Raw genomic sequence first — 22,542 nt, 5'->3', positions numbered from 1 at the left:
GAACGTGGGAGTGCCCGAAAAGGTGCTTGACCTGCGTTCGGGTCACTCTTGAGCCGTTCCGGTGGACCGCTAGGTTAGCGGGCGCTAACATGAGGAAGTTAACGCCCGCTAACCTGAGGTCTGGGGAGCATGGACGCACCCGCCCTGCGCAGCGCAGCCGAACCGTCGGACCGCTACGCCAAGGAGCACGCCGCGCTCGTCGACGAGCTGCGCGGCAAGCTCGCCACCGCCGCTCTGGGCGGTCCCGAGAAGGCCCGTCAGCGGCACGTCGACCGCGGCAAGCTGCTGCCCCGCGAGCGGGTCGACACGCTGGTCGACCCCGGCTCGCCGTTCCTGGAGCTGTCGCCGCTGGCCGCGAACGGCATGTACGGCGACGAGGCACCGGCCGCGGGCATCATTACGGGCGTCGGGCGGGTGTCCGGCCGTGAGTGCGTGATCGTCGCGAACGACGCCACGGTCAAGGGCGGCACCTACTACCCGATCACGGTCAAGAAGCACCTGCGCGCGCAGGAAGTCGCACTGCAGAACAACCTGCCGTGCGTCTACCTGGTCGACTCCGGCGGCGCGTTCCTGCCGAAGCAGGACGACGTGTTCCCGGGCCGCGAGCACTTCGGCCGGATCTTCTACAACCAGGCCACGATGTCGGCGCGCGGCATTCCGCAGATCGCCGCCGTGCTGGGTTCGTGCACCGCCGGCGGCGCGTACGTGCCGGCGATGAGCGACGAGGCGATCATCGTGCGGAACCAGGGCACGATCTTCCTCGGCGGTCCGCCGCTGGTGAAGGCCGCGACCGGCGAGGTCGTTTCAGCTGAGGATCTCGGTGGCGGCGACCTGCACTCGCGCACGTCCGGCGTCACCGACCACCTCGCCGAGAACGACGCGCACGCGCTGCGGATGGTCCGCTCGATCATCTCGACGCTCGGCCCGCGCGTGCAGCGGCCGTGGGACGTCTCACCGGTCGAGGCTCCCGCCGTCACCGACGATCTTTTCGGTGTCGTGCCAACGGATTCCCGGACGCCCTACGACGTGCGCGAGGTCATCGCGCGGGTCGTGGACGGCTCGAAGTTCCAGGAGTTCAAGAAGGAGTACGGCGCCACGCTCGTCACGGGCTTCGCGCGCATCCACGGCCACCCGGTCGGCATCGTCGCCAACAACGGCATCCTGTTCGGGGAGTCCGCGGTCAAGGGCGCGCACTTCATCCAGCTGTGCGACAAACGGTCGATCCCGCTGGTGTTCCTGCAGAACATCACCGGGTTCATGGTCGGCCGCGAGTACGAGGCGGGCGGCATCGCCAAGCACGGCGCCAAGATGGTCACCGCGGTGGCCTGCGCTCGGGTCCCGAAGTTCACCGTGATCATCGGTGGCTCGTTCGGCGCCGGCAACTACTCGATGTGCGGCCGGGCGTACTCGCCGCGCTTCCTGTGGATGTGGCCGAACGCGCGCATCTCCGTGATGGGTGGCGAGCAGGCGGCGTCCGTTCTCGCGACGGTCCGGCGTGACCAACTCGGTGACGAGTGGTCCGCGGAGGACGAGGAGGCGTTCAAGGCGCCGATCCGCCAGCAGTACGAGGACCAGGGCAACCCGTACTACTCGACCGCGCGGCTGTGGGACGACGGCGTGATCGACCCGCGCGACACGCGCATGGTGCTCGGGCTCGCGTTGTCGGCTGCCGCCAACGCCCCCATCGACGATGTTTCCTACGGCGTCTTCCGGATGTGATCATGTTCGACAGCGTTCTGGTGGCGAACCGCGGGGAGATCGCGGTACGGGTGATCCGCGCGTTGCGGTCGCTCGGGATTCGTTCCGTCGCCGTGTACTCCGACGCGGACGCCGATGCGTTGCACGTCCGGCTGGCCGACGAGGCCGTGCGGATCGGGCCGGCGGCGGCTCGTGAGTCGTACCTGTCCATCGAGAAGATCGTCGCGGCCGCTGTTTCCACTGGCGCCCAGGCGATTCACCCCGGCTACGGCTTCCTGGCCGAGAACACGGCGTTCGCGGCGGCTTGCTCTGAGGCGGGGATCGTCTTCGTCGGGCCGCCCGCGTCGGCGATCGACGCGATGGGCGACAAGATCCGCGCGAAGCTGACGGTGTCGGCGGCCGGTGTTCCCGTGGTGCCGGGCCGCACGCGCTCCGGCATGTCCGACGACGATCTCGTCGAAGCCGCGCTGGAGATCGGTTTTCCGGTGCTGCTCAAGCCTTCCGCCGGTGGTGGCGGCAAGGGCATGCGGCTGGTGCACGAGGAAGCACTGCTGCGCGAGGCGATCGAGTCGGCACGGCGGGAGGCGCGCGGGTCGTTCGGGGACGACACGCTGCTGATCGAGCGGTTCATCACGAACCCGCGGCACATCGAGATCCAGGTGCTCGCGGACGCGCACGGCAACGTGATCCACCTCGGTGAGCGGGAGTGCAGCCTCCAGCGGCGACACCAGAAGATCATCGAGGAGGCGCCTTCGCCGTTCCTCACCCCAGAGGTGCGCGAGGCGATGGGATCCGCTGCCGTCGACGCGGCGAAGTCCTGCGGTTACGTCGGTGCGGGCACGGTCGAGTTCATCGTGGACGGTACGACCGGCGACTACTTCTTCATGGAGATGAACACGCGGCTGCAGGTCGAGCACCCGGTGACCGAGATGGTCACGGGCGTCGACCTGGTCGAGTGGCAGCTCCGGGTCGCATCCGGTGAGGTGCTGGACCTCGAGGTTTCGCTGACCGGTCACTCGGTCGAGGCTCGGGTCTACGCCGAGGACCCGTCGCGCGGCTTCCTGCCGACCGGTGGCAGGGTGCTCGCGCTCAGCGAGCCCACGTCGGTCCGCGTGGATTCCGGGCTGTACGAGGGACTCGTCGTCGGTTCGGACTACGACCCGATGCTCGCCAAGGTGATCGCGCACGGCCGCACTCGCGAGGAAGCGTTGCGGCGGTTGGACCACGCGCTCGGTCAGATGGTGCTGCTCGGCGTCACGACGAACATCCCGTTCCTGCGTGCGTTGCTGCGCGACGAGGACGTGCGTTCCGGCGCGCTGGACACCGGTCTGGTGGAGCGGAAGCTGGACTCGTTGACCACGGCCGAGATTCCGGACGAGGTGTACGTGGCGGCCGGCCTGGAGCGCTCGCTGGAGCCGGTCGGCGACGACCCGTGGGACCAGCTGTCCGGGTGGCGCATCGGCGAGCACGCGTGGACGACGTGGCGGATCAACGACGTCGACGTGCGCGTGCGTGGCGATGAAGTCGTTGTGGGCGCTGGAGAACCGGTTCGTGCGCGGGCTCGTCGGGATGGCGCGGACCTGTTCGTCGGGTCGCGCCGGTACGCGATCGCTCGCGACGGCGATGTGCTGTGGCTCGGCCACGACGGCGCCTCCTGGGCGTTGACCGAGGCCGAGTTCCTGGTGGGCGCCGCCGGTGGTGGCGCCGCTGCCTCCGGTGGTCCGGTGAAGTCGCCGATGCCCGGCACCGTGCTGGTGGTGCGGGCGTCCCAGGGCGACGAGGTGACCGCCGGTCAAGCGTTGTTCGTGGTCGAGGCCATGAAGATGGAGCACACCGTGACCGCGCCGGTCGACGGCGTGCTCGCCGAAGTGAACGTGCAAGCAGGCCAGCAGGTCGCACTCGACCAGGTGCTGGCCCTCGTCGTCTCTCACGAGGAGTGACACCGATGTTGGACTTCAGGCTCCCGAGCGAGTACGAGGACCTGCGCAAGACTGTCGAGGAGTTCGCCCGCGACGAGGTCGCGCCGGTCATCGGCGACTACTACGAGCGGTGCGAGTTCCCCTACCCGATCGTCGCGAAGATGGGGCAGATGGGCCTGCTCGGCCTGCCGTTCCCCGAGGAGCACGGCGGCATGGGCGGCGACTACTTCGCGCTCTGCCTGACGCTGGAGGAGCTCGCGCGCGTCGACTCGTCCGTCGCGATCACGGTGGAGGCCGCGACCTCGTTGGGCGCCATGCCGATCTACCGCTTCGGCACGGACGAGCAGAAGGCTGAGTGGCTGCCTTCGTTGACGTCCGGCGAGAAGCTCGGCGCGTTCGGCCTGACCGAGCCGGGCAGCGGTTCGGACGCGGGTGCGCTCGCGACGACCGCGCGCCTTGAGGGCGACGAGTGGGTCATCAACGGCACCAAGGCGTTCATCACGAACTCCGGCACGGACATCACCGGCCTGGTGACGGTCGCCGCTGTCACGGGCACGCTGCCCGACGGCCGCAAGGAGATCTCGTCGATCATCGTCCCGTCCGGCACGCCGGGCTTCACGGTGTCGAAGAAGTACTCCAAGGTCGGCTGGAACGCCTCCGACACCCGCGAACTGTCCTTCCAGGACTGCCGGGTGCCCGCCGCGAACCTGCTCGGCACGCGCGGCCGCGGCTTCGCCCAGTTCCTCCGCACGCTGGACGAGGGCCGTGTCGCCATCGCCGCTCTGTCGGTCGGTCTCGCGCAGGGCTGCGTCGACGAGTCGGTCCGGTACGCGCACGAGCGTGAGACGTTCGGTGCGAAGATCGGGACGTACCAGGCGATCCAGTTCAAGATCGCCGAGATGGAGGCCCGCGTGCACACCGCTCGCCTGGCCTACTACGAGGCCGCGTCCCGGATGCTGCGCGGTGAGCCGTTCAAGAAGCAGGCGGCGATCGCGAAGCTCGTGTCGTCCGAGGCTGCGATGGACAACGCCCGCGACGCCACGCAGATCTTCGGCGGCTACGGCTTCATGAACGAGTACCCGGTCGGCCGCTTCTACCGGGACGCCAAGATCCTGGAGATCGGCGAGGGCACCTCCGAGGTGCAGAAGATGCTGATCGCCCGCGAGCTCGGGCTGTAGTCCTTCTCTACAGCTTGGGCACCGCTCGATCGATGATCGAAGCGAAGTCGGTGGTTTTGGGGAGCGTGCCAAAAGCAACTCCCCAATCCCCACCGAGTCGTGAGCCCAAGAACGCGTCTGCCACTGCAGGGTGTCCGTGCTTGACCAGCAAGGCACCCTGCAGGATCAGCGCCATCCGCTCGACGATCCGGCGTGCCTGCGACTCGTCCACATCGGACAAAGCGAGCTCGTTGATCGCCTTGTCGATCCGCGGGTCGACTCCGCTGACGGTCTCGTAGAACTCCTGCACGGTCTGCGGTTCCTTGTGCATCGCCCGCAGCACGTCCAGCGCGGCGACGTTGCCGGAGCCCTCCCAGATCGACATCAAGGGCGACTCGCGGAACAGCCGGGGCATCCCGCTGTCCTCGATGTAACCGTTGCCGCCCAGGCACTCCAACGCCTCGGCCGCGTGCACCGGCCCGCGCTTGCACACCCAGTACTTGGTGACCGCGAGCCCGAGCCGCGGCCGGTGCTGTGCCAGCCACATCGCCGTCGTCGTGGCCGCCTCGGACTCGACAGCCAGGTCCGCCAGCACGTTCCGCATCGCGGGCTGGTCGATCAGGTACTTCCCGAACGCCTTGCGGTGCGCCGCGTGGTGCGCCGCCTGCCTGAGACCGGCTCGCATGCCCGCCGCACTCCCCAGAACGCAGTCGAGCCTGGTCATGTTGACCATCTCGATGATCGTCCGCACGCCACGGCCTTCTTCGCCGACCCGGTGCGCGAACGCCTCGTCGTACTCGATCTCGGCGGACGCGTTGGACTTGTTGCCCAGCTTGTCCTTGAGCCGCTGCAGGAAGAACCGGTTGCGCGTCCCGTCCGGCAGCACCCGCGGCACGAGGAAGCACGTGAGCCCGCCCGGTGCCTGCGCCAAAGTCAGAAACACGTCCGACATCGGTGCCGACGTGAACCACTTGTGCCCGGTCAACACGTATCCGTCGTCGACCGGCCGTGCGACGGTGGTGTTCGCGCGGACGTCCGACCCGCCCTGCTTCTCGGTCATGGACATGCCGGCGATCAGGCCGCGCTTGGTGAGCGGCGCCTTGAGGCCGAAGTCGTAGTCCCGCATGGTGAGAAGAGGTTCGTAGACCTCGGCCAGTTCCGGCTCGACGCGCAAAGCGGGCACCGCCGCGTACGTCATCGAAATCGGACAGCCGTGGCCCGCCTCCACCTGGGACCACACGTAGAACCTCGCGGCGCGCTCCAGATGGCCACCGTCGACATACGCGTGCAATCCGTGCGAAACAGCCACGTTCATCAGTTCGTGCCACGCAGGGTGGAACTCGACCTCGTCGATCCGGTTCCCGTACCGGTCGTGCGTGCGCAGGACCGGCGGATACGTGTTCGCGAGGCGTCCGCGCTCCTGCCACTCCTCGCTGCCCGCGAGCCTGCCCAGCGAGTGCAGTTCGGCGTCGTCGACCCAGCCGAGCAGCGCAGGGTCGTCCGCGACGTCGTGACCGCTCAGCGGCGGAACCTGGTTGGTCACCTCGTGCGTAGCCATGCCTCGCACGCTACTACTCATCAGTAACTTTCGGCAGACCTCAACGCGGGCTCGACCGCCAGCATCGCCGCGACCAGCGCCTCCGCACCCGAACGCACGTGCTCGTCCGGGTCGTCCGCCAGCGTCCGGCAGGTCGCCACCGCGGCGTCCCGGTCGCGCTCGTACACCCCGAGCACCTCGCACAACGCGTCGTAGACGTGGTCGAGCTGCTCGGCGTCCGCGGCGGTCGCGGTCGCCGCGCTGACCACGGCCAGCGCCCCGGTGTCGCCCTTGCGGAACAGCGCCGCCGCCGTCTCCCGCGTCACGTAGGTGTCCCCGGCGTCGAGCACGAGTTCCAGCAACACCGCCCGTGCGGCCGGCACGTCGGTGAAGGACGCCAGGCCGTGGCCCGCGTCGGCCCGGTCGTGCCAGCGCGGGCTGCGGGCCAGGTCGATCAACGCCGTCACGGCTGCTTGGCGCACGTCTGTCATGCCCGCGATCGTGCCTCATCGCCTGGAACCGGTTCCCGTCCCGGTACCTGCGGGTGAATCGCCCGCAACGGTCGAAACGCCCCGGGCACGGCGCGTGGCGGCGGGGAAGATCGCTGGCCCATTCGGGCTTTTGGGCGTGCCAACGGCGCTGACGAGGAATAACGTCGTTCTGGTGAGTGACCATGGGCACAGCACGGCCGTTGCTGCGTTGACCGCGCAGTACGCCGCGATGCGCGAAGGTGCGCCGGTGCGGCTCGCGAAGAAGACGTCGAACCTGTTCCGGTTCCGCGCCGAGCAGTCGGGCGGGTTGGACGTCGGCAGGTTCGACCGGGTGCTGGCGGTGGACCCGGTCGGACGCACTGCGCAGGTGCAGGGCATGACCACCTACGAGAACCTCGTCGCCGCGACGCTGCGCCACGGCCTGATGCCGCTGGTCGTTCCGCAGCTCAAGACCATCACGATCGGCGGCGCGGTGGCGGGACTCGGCATCGAGTCCACGTCCTTCCGCAACGGGCTGCCGCACGAGTCCGTGCGGGAGCTGGAGATCCTCACCGGTGACGGCGAAGTCGTGGTCGCCAAGCCGGACGACGACCTGTTCCGCGCGTTCCCCAACTCCTACGGGACCTTGGGTTACGCGCTGCGGCTGGAGATCGAGCTGGAACCGGTGCGCCAGTACGTCCGGTTGCGACACGTGCCGTTCGGCTCTTTCGCCGAATGTGCCGCTGTCATCGAGGAAGTGTGTTCGGACGGTTCGGCGGACTTCGTCGACGGCACGGTGTTCTCGCGTGGCGAGATGTACCTGACGTTGGGGCACTACGCCGACATCGCGCCGTACACGTCCGACTACACCGGCAACCAGATCTACTACCGGTCCATCCAGAAACGCCGCACGGACCACCTCACGATCCACGACTACCTGTGGCGCTGGGACACCGACTGGTTCTGGTGCTCGAGGGCGTTCGGCGCGCAGAACCCGGTCGTCCGTCGCATGTGGCCCAAGCGCTACCTGCGTTCGGACGTGTACCGCAAGCTCGTGGCCAAGCACCGGCAGTTGAGGCCGCGGGTCGACGTCGAGCCGGTGATCCAGGACGTGGAGATCCCGGTGGGAGCGCTGCCGGACTTCCTCGACTTCTTCGACCGCGAGATCGGCATCTCGCCGGTGTGGCTGTGCCCGGTTCGCCTGCGCGACACCACGGGCTGGCCGCTGTACCCGATGGACGCCGACACGTTGTACGTCAACGTCGGGTTCTGGTCGGAGGTCCCGGTGCGGCCGGGCGAGAAGATGGGTGACCGCAACCGGCTGATCGAGCGCGAGGTGGCGCGGCTGGGTGGCCACAAGTCGCTGTACTCGGACTCCTACTACGAGGAGGACGAGTTCTGGCGGCACTACAACGGTTCGCACTACCGGTCCGTGAAGAGCCGGTACGACCAGACGAACCGCCTGCCTGATCTGTACGCCAAGTGTGTCAGGGGACGATGAATGCGGTTGGCCTCCATTTTCCAGCGCATCACGGGTGGCGGCGACGTTCGCTTCCAGGCCTACGACGGCAGTTCCGCCGGCCCTTCGTCAGCGCCGGTGTCCATCGACATCAAAACACCGGAAGCCTTGTCCTACCTGGCTTCCGCGCCCGGTGAGCTCGGCCTGGCCCGTGCCTACGTGACGGGTCAGCTGGAGATCCTCGGCGACGTGCACGCCGGTCTCTCGCAGCTCTCCGACTTCTCGTTGCGGCACCTCCCGGTGTTCCAGCGGCTGGAGCTGCTGCGCTTCCTGGGCCGGATCCGGTTGTCGCACAAGGTGAGTCCTCCACCCCAGGAGGCCCGCCTGCACGGCCTGCGCCACTCGAAGGCGCGCGACTCGCAGGCCATCGCGCACCACTACGACGTCTCGAACCAGTTCTACGAGTGGATCCTCGGCCCCTCGATGGCCTACACCTGCGCTGTCTACCCTTCCGCCGAGTCCACTTTGGAGGAAGCCCAGTTCGAGAAGCACGACCTGGTGGCGCGCAAGCTGGGCCTGCGCTCCGGCATGAGACTGCTGGACGTCGGCTGCGGCTGGGGCGGCATGGTCATGCACGCGGCCCGCGAGTACGGGGTGCGCGCGATCGGCGTCACGTTGTCTCGCAACCAGGCCGAGTGGGCGCAGAAGGCGATCGTCGAGGCGGGGTTGTCGGACCTGGCCGAGGTGCGCCACCTCGACTACCGCGACGTGCGCGAGACCGGGTTCGACGCGGTGTCGTCCATCGGCCTGACCGAGCACATCGGCAAGGCGCAGCTGCCCGCGTACTTCAAGTCGTTGTACCGCAAGCTGAAGCCCGGCGGCCGGTTGCTCAACCACTGCATCACCCGCCCCAACAACAAGGAACGCGCCCTGTCCGGGCCGTTCATCAACCGGTACGTGTTCCCGGACGGCGAGCTCGTCGGGCCCGGCCACATCGTGTCGCAGATGCACGACGTCGGGTTCGAGGTGCGGCACGAGGAGAACATCCGCGAGCACTACGCGCTGACGCTCGCGGCGTGGGGCCGGAATTTGGATTCGCACTGGGAAGAGGCTGTCGAGGAGGTAGGGGAGGCGCGGGCTCGGGTGTGGCGGCTGTACCTCGCGGCGTCGCGGCTCGGGTTCGACCGCAACAACATCCAGCTGCACCAGGTGCTCGGGGTGAAGCTGGACGGGACGGAGTCGCACATGCCGTTGCGTCCGACCTGGCTGTCCTGACGGAGGGCGGGCGGCTCGTCGCCGCCCGCCTCGCACTCACGGTGCCGGCACGGGGAACGCCACCGGGCTGCGCCGCCCGTTCACCCCGATCGCCCGCACCCCGAAGAACACGTTGTCCTTCGACAGGTTCACGGTGTGCGCGCCGACCGGCCCGAGCGGGATCCGGTGCGTCCAGTCCGCCGCCTCGGTGGGCCGCCACACCACCTCGTACCCGGCAGCGGCGGGATCCACGTCCCACACCAGGTCCGTCTCGTTCGTGAGCCGGTTGGTGCGGATGCGGACGTTGCGCGGCGTGCCCGGAGCGGTCGCGAGGGACCACATCACGGCGGCGTTCACGCGCGCGACCCGTTGCACGTAGCCGAAGTCGCAGAACTCGGGCAGGTCGCCGTACTGCACGCCGTTCTCGACGCGGACGTTCTGGTGCTGGTGCGCGTAGTCCTCGTGCGGCTCGGTGAACCGCGCCGCCGGGAAGCCCTTCTCCAGGAACGGGATGTGGTCGCCGCCGCGCAGGTAGCGGTCGCGCCGGTAGATCACCTCCACGGTCAGGCCGGTGCCCGCGAGGTCGGAGACGAACCGGGCCAGCTGCCGCGACGGCGAGTCGTTCTCGCCGCCGACCGAGCGCCGGATCGCCGCCTGCTCCGGGGTTTCCGAGGTGGGCACGCCTTCCGCGAACAACCGGACCACGCCAACCGAAGCAGGGTCGGCGCCGACGATGTCGTTGGTGAACATGCCCTGCACGCCGGTCAGCGTCGACGCCAGGTGCGCCGCGCCGAACAGGCCCTGCTCCTCACCGGCCACCGCGGCGAAGATGATCGTCGCGTCCACCTCGCGTGTGGCCAGGACCCGCGCGATCTCCATGACCGCCGCGACCCCGGACGCGTCGTCGTCGGCGCCCGGTGCGTCGCTCACCGCGTCGTTCGGATCGGAAGCTCGGGAGTCGTAGTGGCCTGAGACCACGTAGATGCGGGACGGGTCCTTGGAACCGCGCAAAGTGGCCAGGACGTTGGTGATGGTCGTGGCAACCGGGACGCGCGGCGGGGTCGGCGGCTGCACGAACGACTGCAACGAGACGGACAGCTTGCCGGGGTATGAGCCAAGTTCGCGGAAGATCCAGTCCCGCGCGGCCCCGATGCCGCGCACGGGGTCGGTCTGGCTGGACAGGGTGTGGCGGGTGCCGAACGAGACCAGCTTGCGCACGGTCGCCTCGATCCGCCGCTGGTCGATCTCACCCAGAACTCGCCGCAGCTCGCGGTCGGGTTGCTGGGGAGTCGTGGGACGGCCGGGGCCGGTGGGCCAAGCAGACGGAGAGGACGCGTTGGCAGGGATAACGGCCGTGACCGCGGGGCTCAGAGCCGCCGCGGTCATGAACTGTCGTCGACTGGGCATCACTTCGGTCTAGACCTGAAGCGCACGCCCGCACAAGGGGCTAGCTGAGCTGGTCCACGATCTGCTTGGCCTGGTTCGACGGGATCGCGAACCCGATGCCGACACTGCCGGCCTCACCGCTGCTCGACGCCGGCGAGTAGATCGCCGAGTTGATGCCGATGAGCTCACCCGCGGCGTTCACCAGCGCGCCACCGGAGTTGCCGGGGTTGATCGACGCGTCGGTCTGGATCGCCTGGTACGTAACGGGTTGCGAGCGGCGCGTCTCACCGGGCACGGTCACCTTGCGGTCCAGCGCGGAGACGATGCCGGTGGTCACGGTGCCCTGCAGGCCCGACGGCGAGCCGATCGCCATCACCGCGTCGCCGACCTTGACGTTGTCCGAGTTCGCCCACTTGATCGGCGTCAGGCCGGACACGCCGGAAGCCTGCAGCACGGCCAGGTCGGAGGTCGGGTCCGTGGAGACGACCTTGGCCTGCACGGTGCGGCCGTCGTTCAGCGTCACGGTCACCTGGCCGCCGGCGGAGGCGACGACGTGGTTGTTGGTGAGGATCTTGCCGTCCGACGAGAGGATCACGCCGGAGCCGAGGCCGTTGCCGACGTTCACCTGCACCACCGAGGGCAGCACGGTGGACGCGACCGCCGACCAGTCCGTTGTGGACGTGTTCGAGATCGTCTGCGCCGACACGGAAGAAGAGGTCGAAGGAGTGTCGGGTGACGCGATGACCGCGCCGGTCACACCTCCGAAGAGCCCCGCGACGAGTGCCGCCGCGGTGAGCATCGGGGCCGTGCGGCGCCAGAACTTCGGCGCCGGGGTAACGGCGGGCTGCGGTTCCACCAGTGACCCGCTCATCGCGGGGAAGCTCTGCTCGGTCATGCCAACAACGATGGACCGCCATCATGTGAGCAACCTGTGCGCAAACCCGTGCAAACTCTAATAAGAACTAACTGAGAAGAAGCGAAGAGACGTCTGAGGCCAGCAACGGCGGCCCGAAATGCGAGCCCTGTCCACCCGTCACGCCCAACGCGGCAAGCCGCGCGGCCTCGGCATCAGTGCGCACATCCTCGGCGTACAACGGCAGTCGCAAGATCGACGCCCACTGCAGCAGTGCGACCGACGCGCTCTCGTCCACGCGGTTCGCACCGGAATCCAGGCCGTGCACCACGGTTCCGGTGAACTTCACGCCGCTCAACGGCAGCAGCCGCAACCGGTCGACCCCGACGTTGCCGCCGTTCATCTGGTCCAGCACCAGGCCGACACCTCGCTCGGCCAGGATCGTCAGCTCTTCCATCTGCTCGTCGTTCAGCAACGCCGGCAGGTGCTCGTTCAGCTCGAAGCGCAGGAGCGTGGCCGGCAACCCCGTCCGGTCCAGCACGCGCGAGACCTCGGCGACGAGCTCGGGCTCCTGGCACAACCGCGGCGGCAGGTCGATCGAGAGAACCGGCATCGAAGACCCCAGTACCGAGTACCAGGACGCGGCCTGCGCGCACGCTTCGGAAAGAGCCCAGTGCACGAGCCGCACGATCATGCCGTTGGCGGAGGACTGGTTCATGAACATGTCCGGGCACAGCACCCCGCGTTCCGGGTGGTTCCAGACGATCTTCGCTTCGAGCGCGAGCACCGAACCGTCGGCGAGCGAGTAGACCGGCAGGTAGTCGACCCGGAACTGACCCTCCTCCAGCGCACCGGGGATCGACGCGGCCAGCGCGTATCTCTCCTTGTCTCGCACATCGCGATCGCGGTCGTACAGCGCCCACTGCGCCTTGCCGTCGCGCTTCGCCCAGCCCACGGTGACGTCGGCCGCGCGCAGCAGGTCCACCGCGTCGCCGCCCCGAGCCGCCCGCACCACGATGCCGACGGACGTCGTCACGCCCACCCCGTGCCCGCCGATCCAGATCGGCTCCTCCAGTCGCGCGGTGAACTCCTCGACCAGCGCGATCACGCCCAGCACGTCGTGCGGGTCCTTGATCAGCACGCCGAACTCGTCCTCGCCGATGCGCGCGACCTTGCCGACCTCCTCGGTGAACACCGCGCGCAGGTGTGTGGCGACCTGCATCAGCACCCGGTTGCCGGTTTCGTGGCCGAACGCGTCGTTCACCCCTCGGAACCCGTCGATGTCGACCTGCACCAGCGCCAGCGCCTCCGGACCCTTGGTGCCGACCGCGCCCTCCAGCCAGCCGAGGAACTGGGCGCGGTTCGGCAGGCCGGTCTGCATGTCGTTGAGACTCTGCCGCACGAGCTGCGTCTGCAGAGCCCGCATCTCGTTCATGTTCTCGATCATCGTCACGAAGTACGGCGGCGCGTCGTCGTCCTCGTGCACCAGCGAGATCGCCATGTGCGTCTGGATCGTCTCGCCGTCGCTGCGGATCATCCGCTTCTCGACCCTGATGTGGTCGAGCTCGGTCTCGACCAGCGTCTGACCGATCTCCCGCAGCGAGTCGCGGTCGTCGGGGTGCACGAGCTCGCGGCCGAGCATCTTGCGCATGTCCTCGCGCTTGTGGTCGAGCATCGTCAGCAACGCCTCGTTGACGTCGATGATCTTGCCCTCGAGGTCGCACACCACGATCGGGAACGCCGAGCTCTGGAAGATCGCCCGGAACTTCGCCTCGCTCGCCCGGACGGCGCTTTCCGCCCTGCGCATCGTGTTGATCGCGGCGGTGCGGCTGATCTCCTGCTGGTCGAGCGTGCGGTCGCGCAGCCCCTCCGCGTACCCGGCGGCGAGCGCGGCCACCTGCGTCGGCGTGACCAGCCCCTGCTCACCGAGGTACGTGAGCGACTGCTCCAGCGTGGTCGAGGAGATGAAGTCGTGCTCCACCATCGAGCGGCCGATCCGCCGGGCCTCGTCGACCCCACCACCGAGCAACTGATCGACGTAGCCGCCGAGCAGTTCCTCGAGTTTCTCGCGGGTGAGGCCCGCGAGGAGAGTGGGAGAGATCGCTGCCGCCCAGTGGACGGCGCGCTCTCGGCTGTCGACCATGTTCATTCAGCTCTGGTGGCCATTCGTGGGGACCGGTGTGATCTGCTGATCGATCGTCGGACGCCAATCGATACGCCTCGCAACCCACTTCCGCCAGATTCGGTCGAACGGGTGACAGCCCCGCGCGGTACCACCACCGGGTGTGGGTCCAACGAAACAGCTTACTGATCACGACTGGCCTGTCCAACCGAACCCCGAAACCCGGTCGGGAATGGGTCGATCGGCCACGAATTCACTCGTTTGAACTAATCAATGGCCTTCCTGAAGGCGAGCGGACCTATTGAGAGTGGGTCCGCGTCGACGTCGAACAACGGCGTGTAGCCGGTCGCGAGGTACAGCGCTTTCGCCTCGGGCTGCCTCGGCCCGGTGGTGAGGTAGACCTGGCGGTAGCCGAACGCCCGCGCCTCCTTCTCCAACTCCTCGACGACCCGTCGTGCCAGGCCTTTCCGCCGGTGTTGTGAGTGCGTCCAGATCCGCTTCAGCTCGGCCGTCTCCTCGTCGTACCGCTTGAACGCGCCGCCCGCGACGGCCTCCCCGGCTTCTACGAGCAGCAGGAACTGTCCGTGCGGCGGTTCGAAGACGTCCGCCGGTCGTTGCATCTCCTCGGCGCCTCGCGGGCCGTAGCGAGACGTGTACTCGTACGTCAGCTCGGCGACGAGCCGCGCCGCGTCCGGATCCGACTGCCGGACGCGGCGCACTTCGAGAGTGGTCATGCGGCCTTGGCCCGGTCCCGCTTCGCGACCTCTTCGCGCACCAGCGGAATCACGTACCGGCCGAAGTCGATCGCGTCGTCCAGCAGGTCGTATCCGCGCGCGGACAGGATGTCCACGCCGAGGTCGTAGTAGTCCAGCAACGCCTGCGCGACGGTCTCCGGCGTGCCGACCAGCGCGTTGGAGTTGCCCGCACCGCCGGTCGCTTTCGCGGTGGGCGTCCACAATGCACGGTCGAATCGTTCACCGCGTTCCGCGACGGCCAGAAGTCGTTGCGAGCCGGTGTTCTCCGGATTGGTCAGCGAATGCCGTCGGCTCAACGGCCCGTTCGCTTTCCGCGCCTCGATCCGCTCGACCGTGCGATACGCCTTCTCCCACGCCAGTTCCTCGGTCGGCGCGATGATCGGCCGGAACGCGACCTGGATCCGCGGCACGTCCTTGCGTCCCGCTTCCTTCGCCGCCTGCTTCACCGACTCGATCTGCTGAGCGGTTTCGGCCAAAGGCTCTCCCCACAGGCAGAAGATGTCCGCTTCCGCACCACCTGCGGCGTACGCGGCAGGGGAGGATCCGCCGAACGACACACCCGGACGTGGTTGCTGGACAGGGAAAACGTCGCTCACGAAGTCCGCGAACTGGTAGTGCTCGCCGTCGTGGTCGAACGCCTCGCGGCTGATCCACGCCTTCTTGACGATCTGGATGTACTCGCGGGTGCGGCTGTAGCGCTGGTCCTTCGTCAGGTAGTCGCCCTCGCGCTGCTGCTCGTGGTCGGTGCCGCCGGTGATGAAGTGCACCGTGAGCCGGCCGTCGCTGATCTGGTCCAGCGTGGCGAACGTCTTGGCGGCGAACGTCGGGTACGAGACGTTCGGCCGGTGCGCCAGCAGGATCTGCAGCTTGTCGAGCTTCGACGCGAGATAGGCCGCCGCTGACGCGGGTTCCGGCGCGCCCGACCCGTACGCGAACAGCACGCGGTCCCACCCGTGCTCCTCGTGCGCCCGAGCGAGCCTGATCGTGTAGTCCTTGTCGAACGCCCCACCCGAACGCGGCGTCGTCTCCGACCCGTTGTTCGTGGCGGCGATCCCGAGAAACTCGACTGGCATGGCCTGATCCCCAGAGTTGGTGGTGATTTCCGGCTTGCGTTGAGGGAGACGCTCTTCGAGTGCACACCTGGCCGCGCGCTCGTCGCAACGGTGTCCACAGAGCGGGATTTGGTTGCACACGCGGGGTACTGTGGTGGTGTTCGCGTTGAGGGGCGCGGCTCGTTTCTCGTTGCCCTCCAACGGAAAGACGCGCATGCGCTCACTCGTGATCATCGGCGGCGGACCTCGTGCCGCCGGCCTGCTCGAACGCATTGCCGCCCAATCGCCGACACTCGACCTGACCGTGCACGTCATCGACCCCTACCCGCCCGGTGCGGGCCGGGTGTGGCGGCACGCGCAGTCTCCGTTGCTGCGCATGAACTCCATGGCCGAGGACGTGACGGTCTTCACGGATTCGTCGTTTGACGGCGATGGCCCGATTCGCCCCGGTCCGTCGCTCTCGGAGTGGTGTGACGTGGACCCGACCTCCTTCCCGTCGCGTCAGGTGCAGAGCGGGTATCTGGAGTGGTTTTTCGACCACGTAAGGAAATCTCTGCCTCCGAACATCTCTGTGACCGTGCATCCGGCTCGGGCGTTGAAGGTCGTCGGCAACTGGGTGTGGCTGGACAGCGGGGAGTCGCTGCGGGCTGACGTGTTGGTTCTCGCTTTGGGCCACCTCGACGCCGAACCCGAACCCGAGCACCGCAAACTCGCCGAGCACGCCTCGGAGCACGGCCTGGTCTACGTGCCGCCGCTGTACTCCGCTGACGCTGATCTGTCGGAGGTCGCGGGAGACGTTGTGCTGCGCGGGTTCGGGCTCGCGTTCATCGACCTGATGGTGTTGCTGACCGAGGGGCGTGGCGGCAGGTACGTGCGCTCTTCGGGGGATCTGGAGTACCTCCCGTCCGGTGCCGAGCCGACGATCTACGTCGGCTCGCGGCGGGGCGTTCCGTACCACTCGAAGACCAGCTATCGCCTGCAGGGCAAGAGGCCTGCGTTGCCGCGTTTCTTCACCGGCCCCAAGCCGTTCAGCGCCGAGGTTTGGCCGCTGATGGCCAAGGAGATCGCGTGGGGCTACTACCACGAGCTGTTCACCGGCCATCCCGGGCTGGTGCGCCTGCCGTTCGCGGAGTTCGAGGCGGCTTTCGCCGAGTTGCCCTGGTACAGCGACGAAATGCGCGCTCTGGAAGCCCGTGCGGTGCCCGACCCGGCTGACCGCATCGACTTCGAGAAGCTCGACCGCCCGCTCGAAGGCCTGACCTTCGCGTCGGCGGAGGACTTCCAGGAGTACCTGCGGTCTTACGTCGGGGCGGATGTGGCCCGTCGCTCAGATCCACGGCACAGCGCCGATCTGGGCGCTTTCCTGGCGCTGCTGTCGGTGTACGGGCAGCTGGGTGCTTCCGACGGCTGGTGGCACGGCTACTTCAGCTACCTGGCGTCCGGCCCGCCCCCGGACCGGCTGGAGGAGCTGCTGGCGTTGTCGCGTGCGGGAATCGTGCGTTTCCTCGGCGCGGACATGTGGGTGGAGGCCGTGGACGGGGCGTTCCTGGCCGGGAGCGCGACCACGCCGGAAGTGGTGCGCGCCAACGGTCTGGTCGAGGCCCGGCTGCCCACCCACAGCCTGTCCCGGACCGCGGATCCGGTGTTGAAGTCGTTGCGCGCGACCGGCGACATCGCGGAGGACCCGACCGGCTTGGTCAAGGTCTCCGCTGATGGCCGACTGATCAACGACCGCGGTGTGGAGGACCCGGTGAGATTCGCTGTCGGCCCCTACACGACGGGCAAGTCCTTCGCGGCGTTCGCCCGGCCCAACACGAACGCCCCGGCGTTCCGGCAGAACGACGTGGTGGCGCGGGCGATCCTGCGGACTTTAGGCGACTGAGGTGTAGCGCCCCTGGTGCCGAACCAGGGGCGCGGCGATGTCGGAGTGCGTGATGTCCAACGGCTCGCCGACGAGCGCGATGTGGTCGCCCACTGCGATCCGGCGCGCGGTCCGGCACCGCAACCGCACCGGCGCGTCCAGCAGCCACGGCACGCCGTCGTCGTCGTGCTGCCAGCGGGTTTCGGCGCCGAACCGGTCGACGTTCTTGGTCGCGAACAGGTCCGCGAGCGGAGTCTGCGCGGCGTCCAGCAGGTGCACGGCGAACAGCGGAGCGGTTCGCAGCACGGGCCACACCGAAGCGCCTTCGCCGATCCACACGACGACGAGAGGAGGTTCGAACGAGACCGAGGTGAACGAGCTGACCGTCGTTCCCACCGGACCGTCGGGGCCCGTGGCGGTGACGATCGTGACGGCCTGGGCGTGGTGCTTCAACGCGTCGCGCAGCTGTTCCTTCATCGCAGCACCTTCAGGGCTTCGAGGTCGAAGTCGGTGACGTCGGCGGGCAGCGCGGACTCGTTGAGGAAGAAGGCTTGCGGCACCAAGGCGCCCAGTTCGGCCAGCACCGGTCGCAGGTGCACCTCGACGGCCAGCGCGTGCTTGTCCGCGGCGGCGATCTGCAGCGGCACGACGATCTTGCCGCGCAACCACCCCGACGGCGCCTGGTCCAGCACGGCTTTCAGCAGCCCGGTGTACGCGGCCTTGTACGTCGGAGTGGCGACCACCAGCACGTCGGCCTGGCCCAACGTCTCCAGCGCTGCCTTGATCGTGTCCGGCGACGTGAACACCGCGGGCGCCAGTTCCGCCGCGTCCACCACAGGTCCCTCGACGGGCACGCCGAACGTCGAGGCCAGAGCCTCGCGCAGGGCCAGGGCCGCCTGCAGAGTGCGCGAGGCGGGCCGCGGGTTGCCGACCAGAACACCGATCTGCGTCATGCCTCCAGCACAGCCGCAAGCCGGAAGACCGTCAACCCGCGTCCACCACGCGAGATCAGAGCAAAATCTCTTTCGCGACCCACGAGTTGATGGCATCGACCCGTGCGTAGATCGCCGGCGTGTTCGGCCGCGCGCAGCCGTCGCCCTTCGACACCAGACCGATCAGCTTGCCGCCCGCGACGAACGGCCCGCCCGAGTCACCGTTGCACGCGTCGATGCCGCCCTTCATCACGGCGGCGCACATCATCGAGCGGTTCTCGTAGAAGTCGTTGCCGGCGCCGTCGTCGCCCCAGTACACGCGACAGGTCTCGTCCTCGAGGATCGGGATCGAGGCCTTCATCAGGTAACCGTTGGTGCTGCCGCCTTCTTTCACCGCGCCCCAGCCCATCACGGTGGCGGACTTGCCCGGCGCGTACAGGTGCCGGTCGGCCGCACCGGCCATCTTGATCGGCTTCTGCTTCAGCGAGCGGTCGAGCGTGAGCACCGCCGAGTCGAAGGAGATGCCGTCGTACTTGGGGTTGATGACGATCTTGGTGAGCTTCGCGACCACGCCTTCGTCGACGCTGTGCACGTTCTCGCGCCCTGCCACGACCACGCGCTTGTTCAACGGGATCGGCTTCGGCCCGGTCACGCCCTCGTCGACGCAGTGCGCGGCGGTGAGGATCTTGGTCGGTGCGACGACCACACCGGTGCAGCGGGGATCGCGCGTGTCGGCAGTGGGGGCCAGGTACACCGCGAACGGGTTGTCCTTTATGGACGCTCGCGTGCCGCCGACCACCTGGGCGGACGGATCCGCGACCGCCGTGCCCGCCAGCAGTGTGAGCAGGACAGCCGCGATTCCACCTCGTAAAAGCATTCGCCGTTCCTTCCGCGGGGAACTTCGTTACGCGGCAAGGAACGGCGAATGTTTCGTCTCAGTTCGGCTGTGTAACTTAGGAGACCGCCTCGGCCGCGGCACGACCGGCGACCCGTCCGGAGAACAGGCAGCCGCCGAGGAAAGTTCCTTCCAGCGCACGGTATCCGTGCACGCCACCACCACCGAAGCCTGCGGCCTCACCGGCGGCGTAGAGCCCCGGCAGCACCTCGCCGGACCCGTCGAGAACGCGCGACGACAGGTCGGTGTGCAGGCCTCCCAACGTCTTCCGCGTGATCACCGAGAGCCTCACCGCGATCAGCGGGCCGGCCTTCGGGTCCAGCAGCCGGTGCGGCTCGACGACGCGGATCAGCTTGTCCGTCAGGAAGTGCCGGGACGCGCGGATCGCGTTGACCTGCATGTCCTTGCCCAGTCCGGAAGTCACCTGCCGGTCGCGCTCGACGATGATCTTCTCCAGCGCGGCGGCATCGATGCGCGAGTCGCCGGTCAGCGCGTTCATGCCGCGCGCCAGGTCCGCGACGGTCCCGGCCTGGATGAACTCCTTGGACTTCTGCGCGAACGCCTCGACCGGAGCCACCGCACCCGGCAACGCCCGCTTGAGCACGGCCTTCGTGTCCTTGCCGGTCAGGTCCGGGTTCTGCTCGGAGCCCGACAGCGCGAACTCCTTGCCGATGATCTTCTTGTTGAGCACGAACCACGAGTGCTCGTGGCCGTGCGTCGTGATGTGCTGCAACGACCCCAGCGCGTCGAAACCGGGGAACAGCGGGATCGGCAACCGGTTGCCGTCCGCGTCGAGCCACAGCGGCGACGGGCCCGGCAGGATGCGGATGCCGTGCTTGCCCCACACGGGTGCGTAGTTCGCGATGCCCTCGGGGTAGTGCCACATGCGGTCGGCGTTGATGATCGACGCGCCGGCCTTCTGCGCGACCTCCATCATGTGCCCGTCCACGAAGTCCGGCACACCGGACAGCATGAACTTCGGCGGGGTGCCCATCCGCTCCGGCCAGTTCTTGCGCACCAGGTCGTGGTTGCCGCCGATGCCGCCGGACGTGACGATCACGGCTTGAGCTGAGAGCTGGAAGTCGCCCACGACCGTGCGCGAGCTGGGTTCCGCGCGGCCGACCGACGACGGCTCCAGCACGTCACCGGACACGCCGTCGCACACGCCGTTGGTGACGTTGATGCCGGTGACCTTGTGGCGGAACTTCAGCGTGACGAGGCCCTTCGCCACGCCCTCGCGCACCCGCCGCTCGAACGGCTCGACCACGCCCGGCCCGGTGCCCCAGGTGACGTGGAAGCGCGGCACCGAGTTGCCGTGCCCGTTGGAGAGATAACCGCCGCGCTCGGCCCACTGCACGAACGGGAACCAGCGCACGCCCATGTTGTGGAGCCAGCTGCGCTTCTCGCCGCTCGCGAAGTCCACATAGGCCTGCGCCCACAGCCGGGGCCAGTGGTCGCTGTCCCTGTCGAACTGCGCCGAGCCCATCCAGTCCTGCAGGGCCAGGTCGTGCGAGTCTTTGACCCGAAGCCTGCGCTGCTCGGGGGTGTCCACGAGGAACAACCCGCCGAACGACCACCAGGCCTGGCCGCCGAGGGTCGCTTCCGGCTCCTGGTCCAGGAGGATGACCTTGCGGCCCGCGTCCGCGAGCTCTGCGGTCGCGACGAGACCTGCGAGGCCCGCGCCGACGACGATGACATCCGCGTCATGTGCCATCGGGCGAGCATAGATCCACCGCAGATCACGCACGAGACCTGAGTCATTTTCATATCTGGGGAGTTGAGTGATCGATGAGCTTTCGACCAGCCTCTGAGGTGGGTTTCAGCACCAAGACCACCCGTTTCGTCGCGCCGGGGTCGGTGACGAACGGCGAGTTCGGCCTGTTCGAGTGGCGGATGGAGGCCCGCGCGGCCGGAGCCCGCCCGCACTTCCACAAGACGTTCTCCGAGTCGTTCTACGTGCTCGAAGGCGAGATCACGCTGTTCGACGGCGACGAGTGGATCCGCGGCGGCGAGGGCGACTTCCTGTACGTGCCGCCGAACCGGCCGCACGCGTTCCGCAACGACAGCGACGCGCCCGTCCGCATGCTGATCCTGTTCTCGCCCGGCATCGCGCGCGAGAACTTCTTCCTGGAGGTGGGGGAGGCGAAGGGCCTGGACCCGGAGGCGCTGGCGGCCTTCTACGCGCGGCACGACCAGTACAACCTGTAGGGATGCCGTCGACCGCCACTACCGGTGAGGGGGGAGTTCCGGAGTGCCGGCCGACGGCGGGTTGACCGCGGCGCGAGCACGCGACGCCTGCGGAAGGACTTTTCCAGCCTGGGGGTGCCGGATCGTCCTGGCGAGCAGCTCGAGCGCCCGCGGCCAACCACATTGTTGAACGTACAACCGGACCGCTGTGTTCCGGTCGGTTTTGACTGTGACGGGACTCAATTCCTTCAGCTCGTCTTCAGGTTCGAAGCGGACCGAACGCTCGCCGTGGTCACGCGCTCACGAAAGGTCGTTGAGCTTGCGCTCAGCGGCCTTCCGAGCCTTCTCGGCACCTTGGGTGACCCGCTTGGCGTCCTCCAGCCGTTCGGCCGCCCGGTCGAACGCCCGCTGCGCCGCCAGCTGGTCGGCCTGAGCCTCACCGACCGCCTGCTCCGCCTCGTCCAACGCCTGCTGCGCCTCGGCCCGCTTGCGCTCCTGCCGCTCCTTGCGCTTGCGGGCCAGCGCGTCCTCACCGTCTGTCGCCGGCTCTGCGACGGGCAACGCGAACCCGAACCCGGAGTACTCGAGCGACTTCGTGAGGTGCCCGCCCCGCACCTGCTCGGCGGACTCGGGATCGGCCATCGCGGCCGTCAGCGTGTTGCGCACCTGCGTGACGGCGTCGTCCGCGAGCGGCCCGGTCAGCTCCAGCGTGCGGTAGACCAGCGCCTCCAGCAGCTCCTTGCGCTTGCGCCCGAGCTCTCGCATCGTCAGCTGCGCCGTGGAGAGCCCCAGCGCCTCCTCCAGGCCCTCCGGGGCGTCGCGGACCAGCCTGTTGACCGCCCACGCGCCCACGGTCGGCTTGCGCAGGTCGGCGATGGCCTTCGCGAGGTCCTTGTCCTCGACCTGCTTGGCGGCGGCGTTGCGGGCCGCGGTGAACTCCTTCGGGGTCAGCCCGTAGAGCTCGTCGGCGACCAGCTTGAGGTCCATGCGCGCAAGGTAGCGCCT

The 22,542-nt window shown here is 68.3% G+C and carries 19 protein-coding genes; 7 read left to right on the top strand and 12 right to left on the bottom strand.

All coding sequences use genetic code 11. From position 1 onward, the window contains the following. Positions 1 to 129: 129 nt before the first annotated feature. The 3 genes from AB0M24_RS24590 to AB0M24_RS24580 are packed head-to-tail and all read left to right on the top strand — an operon-like array spanning position 130 to position 4,795. Positions 130 to 1,719, top strand: a complete 1,590-nt coding sequence (locus AB0M24_RS24590; RefSeq protein ID WP_363772117.1) for a carboxyl transferase domain-containing protein — start codon at positions 130 to 132, stop codon at positions 1,717 to 1,719. A 2-nt stretch (positions 1,720 to 1,721) separates the two neighbouring features. Then, positions 1,722 to 3,638: an acetyl/propionyl/methylcrotonyl-CoA carboxylase subunit alpha gene (locus tag AB0M24_RS24585; RefSeq protein ID WP_363772114.1), complete on the top strand. Its 1,917-nt coding sequence runs from the start codon at positions 1,722 to 1,724 to the stop codon at positions 3,636 to 3,638. Between the two features lie 5 nt (positions 3,639 to 3,643). Then, positions 3,644 to 4,795, top strand: coding sequence for an acyl-CoA dehydrogenase family protein (locus AB0M24_RS24580; RefSeq protein ID WP_363772111.1), 1,152 nt, complete (start codon positions 3,644 to 3,646; stop codon positions 4,793 to 4,795). 7 nt (positions 4,796 to 4,802) lie between these two features. On the opposite strand, the gene AB0M24_RS24575 is transcribed toward AB0M24_RS24580, so the two are convergent. After that, the gene (locus tag AB0M24_RS24575; protein WP_363772108.1) at positions 4,803 to 6,332 is read right to left on the bottom strand and encodes an acyl-CoA dehydrogenase family protein; all 1,530 of its coding nucleotides are present in this window, start codon (positions 6,330 to 6,332) and stop codon (positions 4,803 to 4,805) included. A gap of 20 nt (positions 6,333 to 6,352) precedes the next feature. Continuing rightward, a complete protein-coding gene (locus AB0M24_RS24570; protein WP_363772105.1) occupies positions 6,353 to 6,802 on the bottom strand; it encodes a hypothetical protein in 450 nt (149 codons plus the stop codon). Between the two features lie 229 nt (positions 6,803 to 7,031). On the opposite strand from AB0M24_RS24570, the gene AB0M24_RS24565 reads away from it, so the two are divergent. Together AB0M24_RS24565 and AB0M24_RS24560 are read left to right on the top strand one after the other, a co-directional pair. After that, positions 7,032 to 8,282 carry an FAD-binding oxidoreductase gene (locus AB0M24_RS24565; RefSeq protein WP_363772159.1) on the top strand — a complete coding sequence of 417 codons (1,251 nt, stop codon included), beginning with the start codon at positions 7,032 to 7,034 and terminating at the stop codon, positions 8,280 to 8,282. Next, positions 8,283 to 9,515: a cyclopropane-fatty-acyl-phospholipid synthase family protein gene (locus AB0M24_RS24560; protein ID WP_363772102.1), complete on the top strand. Its 1,233-nt coding sequence runs from the start codon at positions 8,283 to 8,285 to the stop codon at positions 9,513 to 9,515. A 36-nt stretch (positions 9,516 to 9,551) separates the two neighbouring features. Here AB0M24_RS24560 and AB0M24_RS24555 read toward each other — a convergent pair whose 3' ends face one another. The 5 genes from AB0M24_RS24555 to AB0M24_RS24535 all read right to left on the bottom strand — a co-directional run bounded on the left by AB0M24_RS24555 (position 9,552) and on the right by AB0M24_RS24535 (position 15,683). Next, entirely contained in the window at positions 9,552 to 10,901 is a 1,350-nt protein-coding gene (locus AB0M24_RS24555) for a M20/M25/M40 family metallo-hydrolase (protein WP_363772099.1), read from the bottom strand. Between the two features lie 40 nt (positions 10,902 to 10,941). After that, the gene (locus tag AB0M24_RS24550) at positions 10,942 to 11,775 is read right to left on the bottom strand and encodes a trypsin-like peptidase domain-containing protein (protein WP_363772096.1); all 834 of its coding nucleotides are present in this window, start codon (positions 11,773 to 11,775) and stop codon (positions 10,942 to 10,944) included. A 67-nt stretch (positions 11,776 to 11,842) separates the two neighbouring features. Further along, a complete protein-coding gene (locus tag AB0M24_RS24545; protein WP_363772093.1) occupies positions 11,843 to 13,876 on the bottom strand; it encodes an EAL domain-containing protein in 2,034 nt (677 codons plus the stop codon). Positions 13,877 to 14,121: 245 nt separating this feature from the next. Then, positions 14,122 to 14,589, bottom strand: coding sequence for a GNAT family N-acetyltransferase (locus AB0M24_RS24540; RefSeq protein WP_363772090.1), 468 nt, complete (start codon positions 14,587 to 14,589; stop codon positions 14,122 to 14,124). Continuing rightward, the gene (locus AB0M24_RS24535; RefSeq protein WP_363772087.1) at positions 14,586 to 15,683 is read right to left on the bottom strand and encodes an LLM class flavin-dependent oxidoreductase; all 1,098 of its coding nucleotides are present in this window, start codon (positions 15,681 to 15,683) and stop codon (positions 14,586 to 14,588) included. The genes AB0M24_RS24540 and AB0M24_RS24535 overlap by 4 nt, the downstream gene beginning before the upstream one ends. Positions 15,684 to 15,876: 193 nt before the next feature. Between AB0M24_RS24535 and AB0M24_RS24530 the strand changes: the two genes are divergently transcribed. After that, the gene (locus AB0M24_RS24530) at positions 15,877 to 17,544 is read left to right on the top strand and encodes an FAD/NAD(P)-binding protein (protein WP_363772084.1); all 1,668 of its coding nucleotides are present in this window, start codon (positions 15,877 to 15,879) and stop codon (positions 17,542 to 17,544) included. On the opposite strand, the gene AB0M24_RS24525 is transcribed toward AB0M24_RS24530, so the two are convergent. The 4 genes from AB0M24_RS24525 to AB0M24_RS24510 form a co-directional block, all read right to left on the bottom strand. After that, positions 17,533 to 18,000: a flavin reductase family protein gene (locus AB0M24_RS24525; RefSeq protein ID WP_363772081.1), complete on the bottom strand. Its 468-nt coding sequence runs from the start codon at positions 17,998 to 18,000 to the stop codon at positions 17,533 to 17,535. The genes AB0M24_RS24530 and AB0M24_RS24525 overlap by 12 nt on opposite strands. Further along, positions 17,997 to 18,476, bottom strand: coding sequence for an NAD(P)H-dependent oxidoreductase (locus AB0M24_RS24520; RefSeq protein WP_363772078.1), 480 nt, complete (start codon positions 18,474 to 18,476; stop codon positions 17,997 to 17,999). The genes AB0M24_RS24525 and AB0M24_RS24520 overlap by 4 nt, the downstream gene beginning before the upstream one ends. A 55-nt stretch (positions 18,477 to 18,531) precedes the next feature. Beyond that, positions 18,532 to 19,332, bottom strand: a complete 801-nt coding sequence (locus tag AB0M24_RS24515; protein WP_363772075.1) for a serine protease — start codon at positions 19,330 to 19,332, stop codon at positions 18,532 to 18,534. A gap of 76 nt (positions 19,333 to 19,408) precedes the next feature. Beyond that, complete coding sequence (locus AB0M24_RS24510) at positions 19,409 to 21,064, bottom strand: FAD-binding dehydrogenase (protein WP_363772072.1); 1,656 nt, start codon at positions 21,062 to 21,064, stop codon at positions 19,409 to 19,411. Positions 21,065 to 21,138: 74 nt separating this feature from the next. On the opposite strand from AB0M24_RS24510, the gene AB0M24_RS24505 reads away from it, so the two are divergent. Beyond that, positions 21,139 to 21,558: a cupin domain-containing protein gene (locus AB0M24_RS24505; RefSeq protein WP_363772069.1), complete on the top strand. Its 420-nt coding sequence runs from the start codon at positions 21,139 to 21,141 to the stop codon at positions 21,556 to 21,558. Positions 21,559 to 21,837: 279 nt separating this feature from the next. Here AB0M24_RS24505 and AB0M24_RS24500 read toward each other — a convergent pair whose 3' ends face one another. Next, positions 21,838 to 22,524, bottom strand: a complete 687-nt coding sequence (locus AB0M24_RS24500; RefSeq protein ID WP_363772066.1) for a hypothetical protein — start codon at positions 22,522 to 22,524, stop codon at positions 21,838 to 21,840. Between the last annotated feature and the right edge of the window lie 18 nt (positions 22,525 to 22,542).

The organism is Lentzea sp. NPDC051838 (assembly GCF_040681245.1).
Classification (GTDB): domain Bacteria; phylum Actinomycetota; class Actinomycetes; order Mycobacteriales; family Pseudonocardiaceae; genus Lentzea.
Note: the sequence above shows the minus strand (reverse complement) of the source record. Positions and strands in the feature narration are given on the sequence as shown.

Bases quoted from the DNA above. Each gene is read 5' to 3' on its own strand.
- AB0M24_RS24550 (WP_363772096.1), bottom strand. From the start codon at position 11,775: ATGACCGAGCAGAGCTTCCCCGCGATGAGCGGGTCACTGGTGGAACCG.
- AB0M24_RS24580 (WP_363772111.1), top strand. From the start codon at position 3,644: ATGTTGGACTTCAGGCTCCCGAGCGAGTACGAGGACCTGCGCAAGACT.
- AB0M24_RS24570 (WP_363772105.1), bottom strand. From the start codon at position 6,802: ATGACAGACGTGCGCCAAGCAGCCGTGACGGCGTTGATCGACCTGGCC.
- AB0M24_RS24510 (WP_363772072.1), bottom strand. From the start codon at position 21,064: ATGGCACATGACGCGGATGTCATCGTCGTCGGCGCGGGCCTCGCAGGT.
- AB0M24_RS24540 (WP_363772090.1), bottom strand. From the start codon at position 14,589: ATGACCACTCTCGAAGTGCGCCGCGTCCGGCAGTCGGATCCGGACGCG.
- AB0M24_RS24530 (WP_363772084.1), top strand. From the start codon at position 15,877: ATGCGCTCACTCGTGATCATCGGCGGCGGACCTCGTGCCGCCGGCCTG.
- AB0M24_RS24585 (WP_363772114.1), top strand. From the start codon at position 1,722: ATGTTCGACAGCGTTCTGGTGGCGAACCGCGGGGAGATCGCGGTACGG.
- AB0M24_RS24590 (WP_363772117.1), top strand. From the start codon at position 130: ATGGACGCACCCGCCCTGCGCAGCGCAGCCGAACCGTCGGACCGCTAC.
- AB0M24_RS24560 (WP_363772102.1), top strand. From the start codon at position 8,283: ATGCGGTTGGCCTCCATTTTCCAGCGCATCACGGGTGGCGGCGACGTT.
- AB0M24_RS24535 (WP_363772087.1), bottom strand. From the start codon at position 15,683: ATGCCAGTCGAGTTTCTCGGGATCGCCGCCACGAACAACGGGTCGGAG.
- AB0M24_RS24520 (WP_363772078.1), bottom strand. From the start codon at position 18,476: ATGACGCAGATCGGTGTTCTGGTCGGCAACCCGCGGCCCGCCTCGCGC.
- AB0M24_RS24515 (WP_363772075.1), bottom strand. From the start codon at position 19,332: ATGCTTTTACGAGGTGGAATCGCGGCTGTCCTGCTCACACTGCTGGCG.
- AB0M24_RS24575 (WP_363772108.1), bottom strand. From the start codon at position 6,332: ATGGCTACGCACGAGGTGACCAACCAGGTTCCGCCGCTGAGCGGTCAC.
- AB0M24_RS24525 (WP_363772081.1), bottom strand. From the start codon at position 18,000: ATGAAGGAACAGCTGCGCGACGCGTTGAAGCACCACGCCCAGGCCGTC.
- AB0M24_RS24505 (WP_363772069.1), top strand. From the start codon at position 21,139: ATGAGCTTTCGACCAGCCTCTGAGGTGGGTTTCAGCACCAAGACCACC.
- AB0M24_RS24565 (WP_363772159.1), top strand. From the start codon at position 7,032: ATGCGCGAAGGTGCGCCGGTGCGGCTCGCGAAGAAGACGTCGAACCTG.
- AB0M24_RS24555 (WP_363772099.1), bottom strand. From the start codon at position 10,901: ATGCCCAGTCGACGACAGTTCATGACCGCGGCGGCTCTGAGCCCCGCG.
- AB0M24_RS24500 (WP_363772066.1), bottom strand. From the start codon at position 22,524: ATGGACCTCAAGCTGGTCGCCGACGAGCTCTACGGGCTGACCCCGAAG.
- AB0M24_RS24545 (WP_363772093.1), bottom strand. From the start codon at position 13,876: ATGGTCGACAGCCGAGAGCGCGCCGTCCACTGGGCGGCAGCGATCTCT.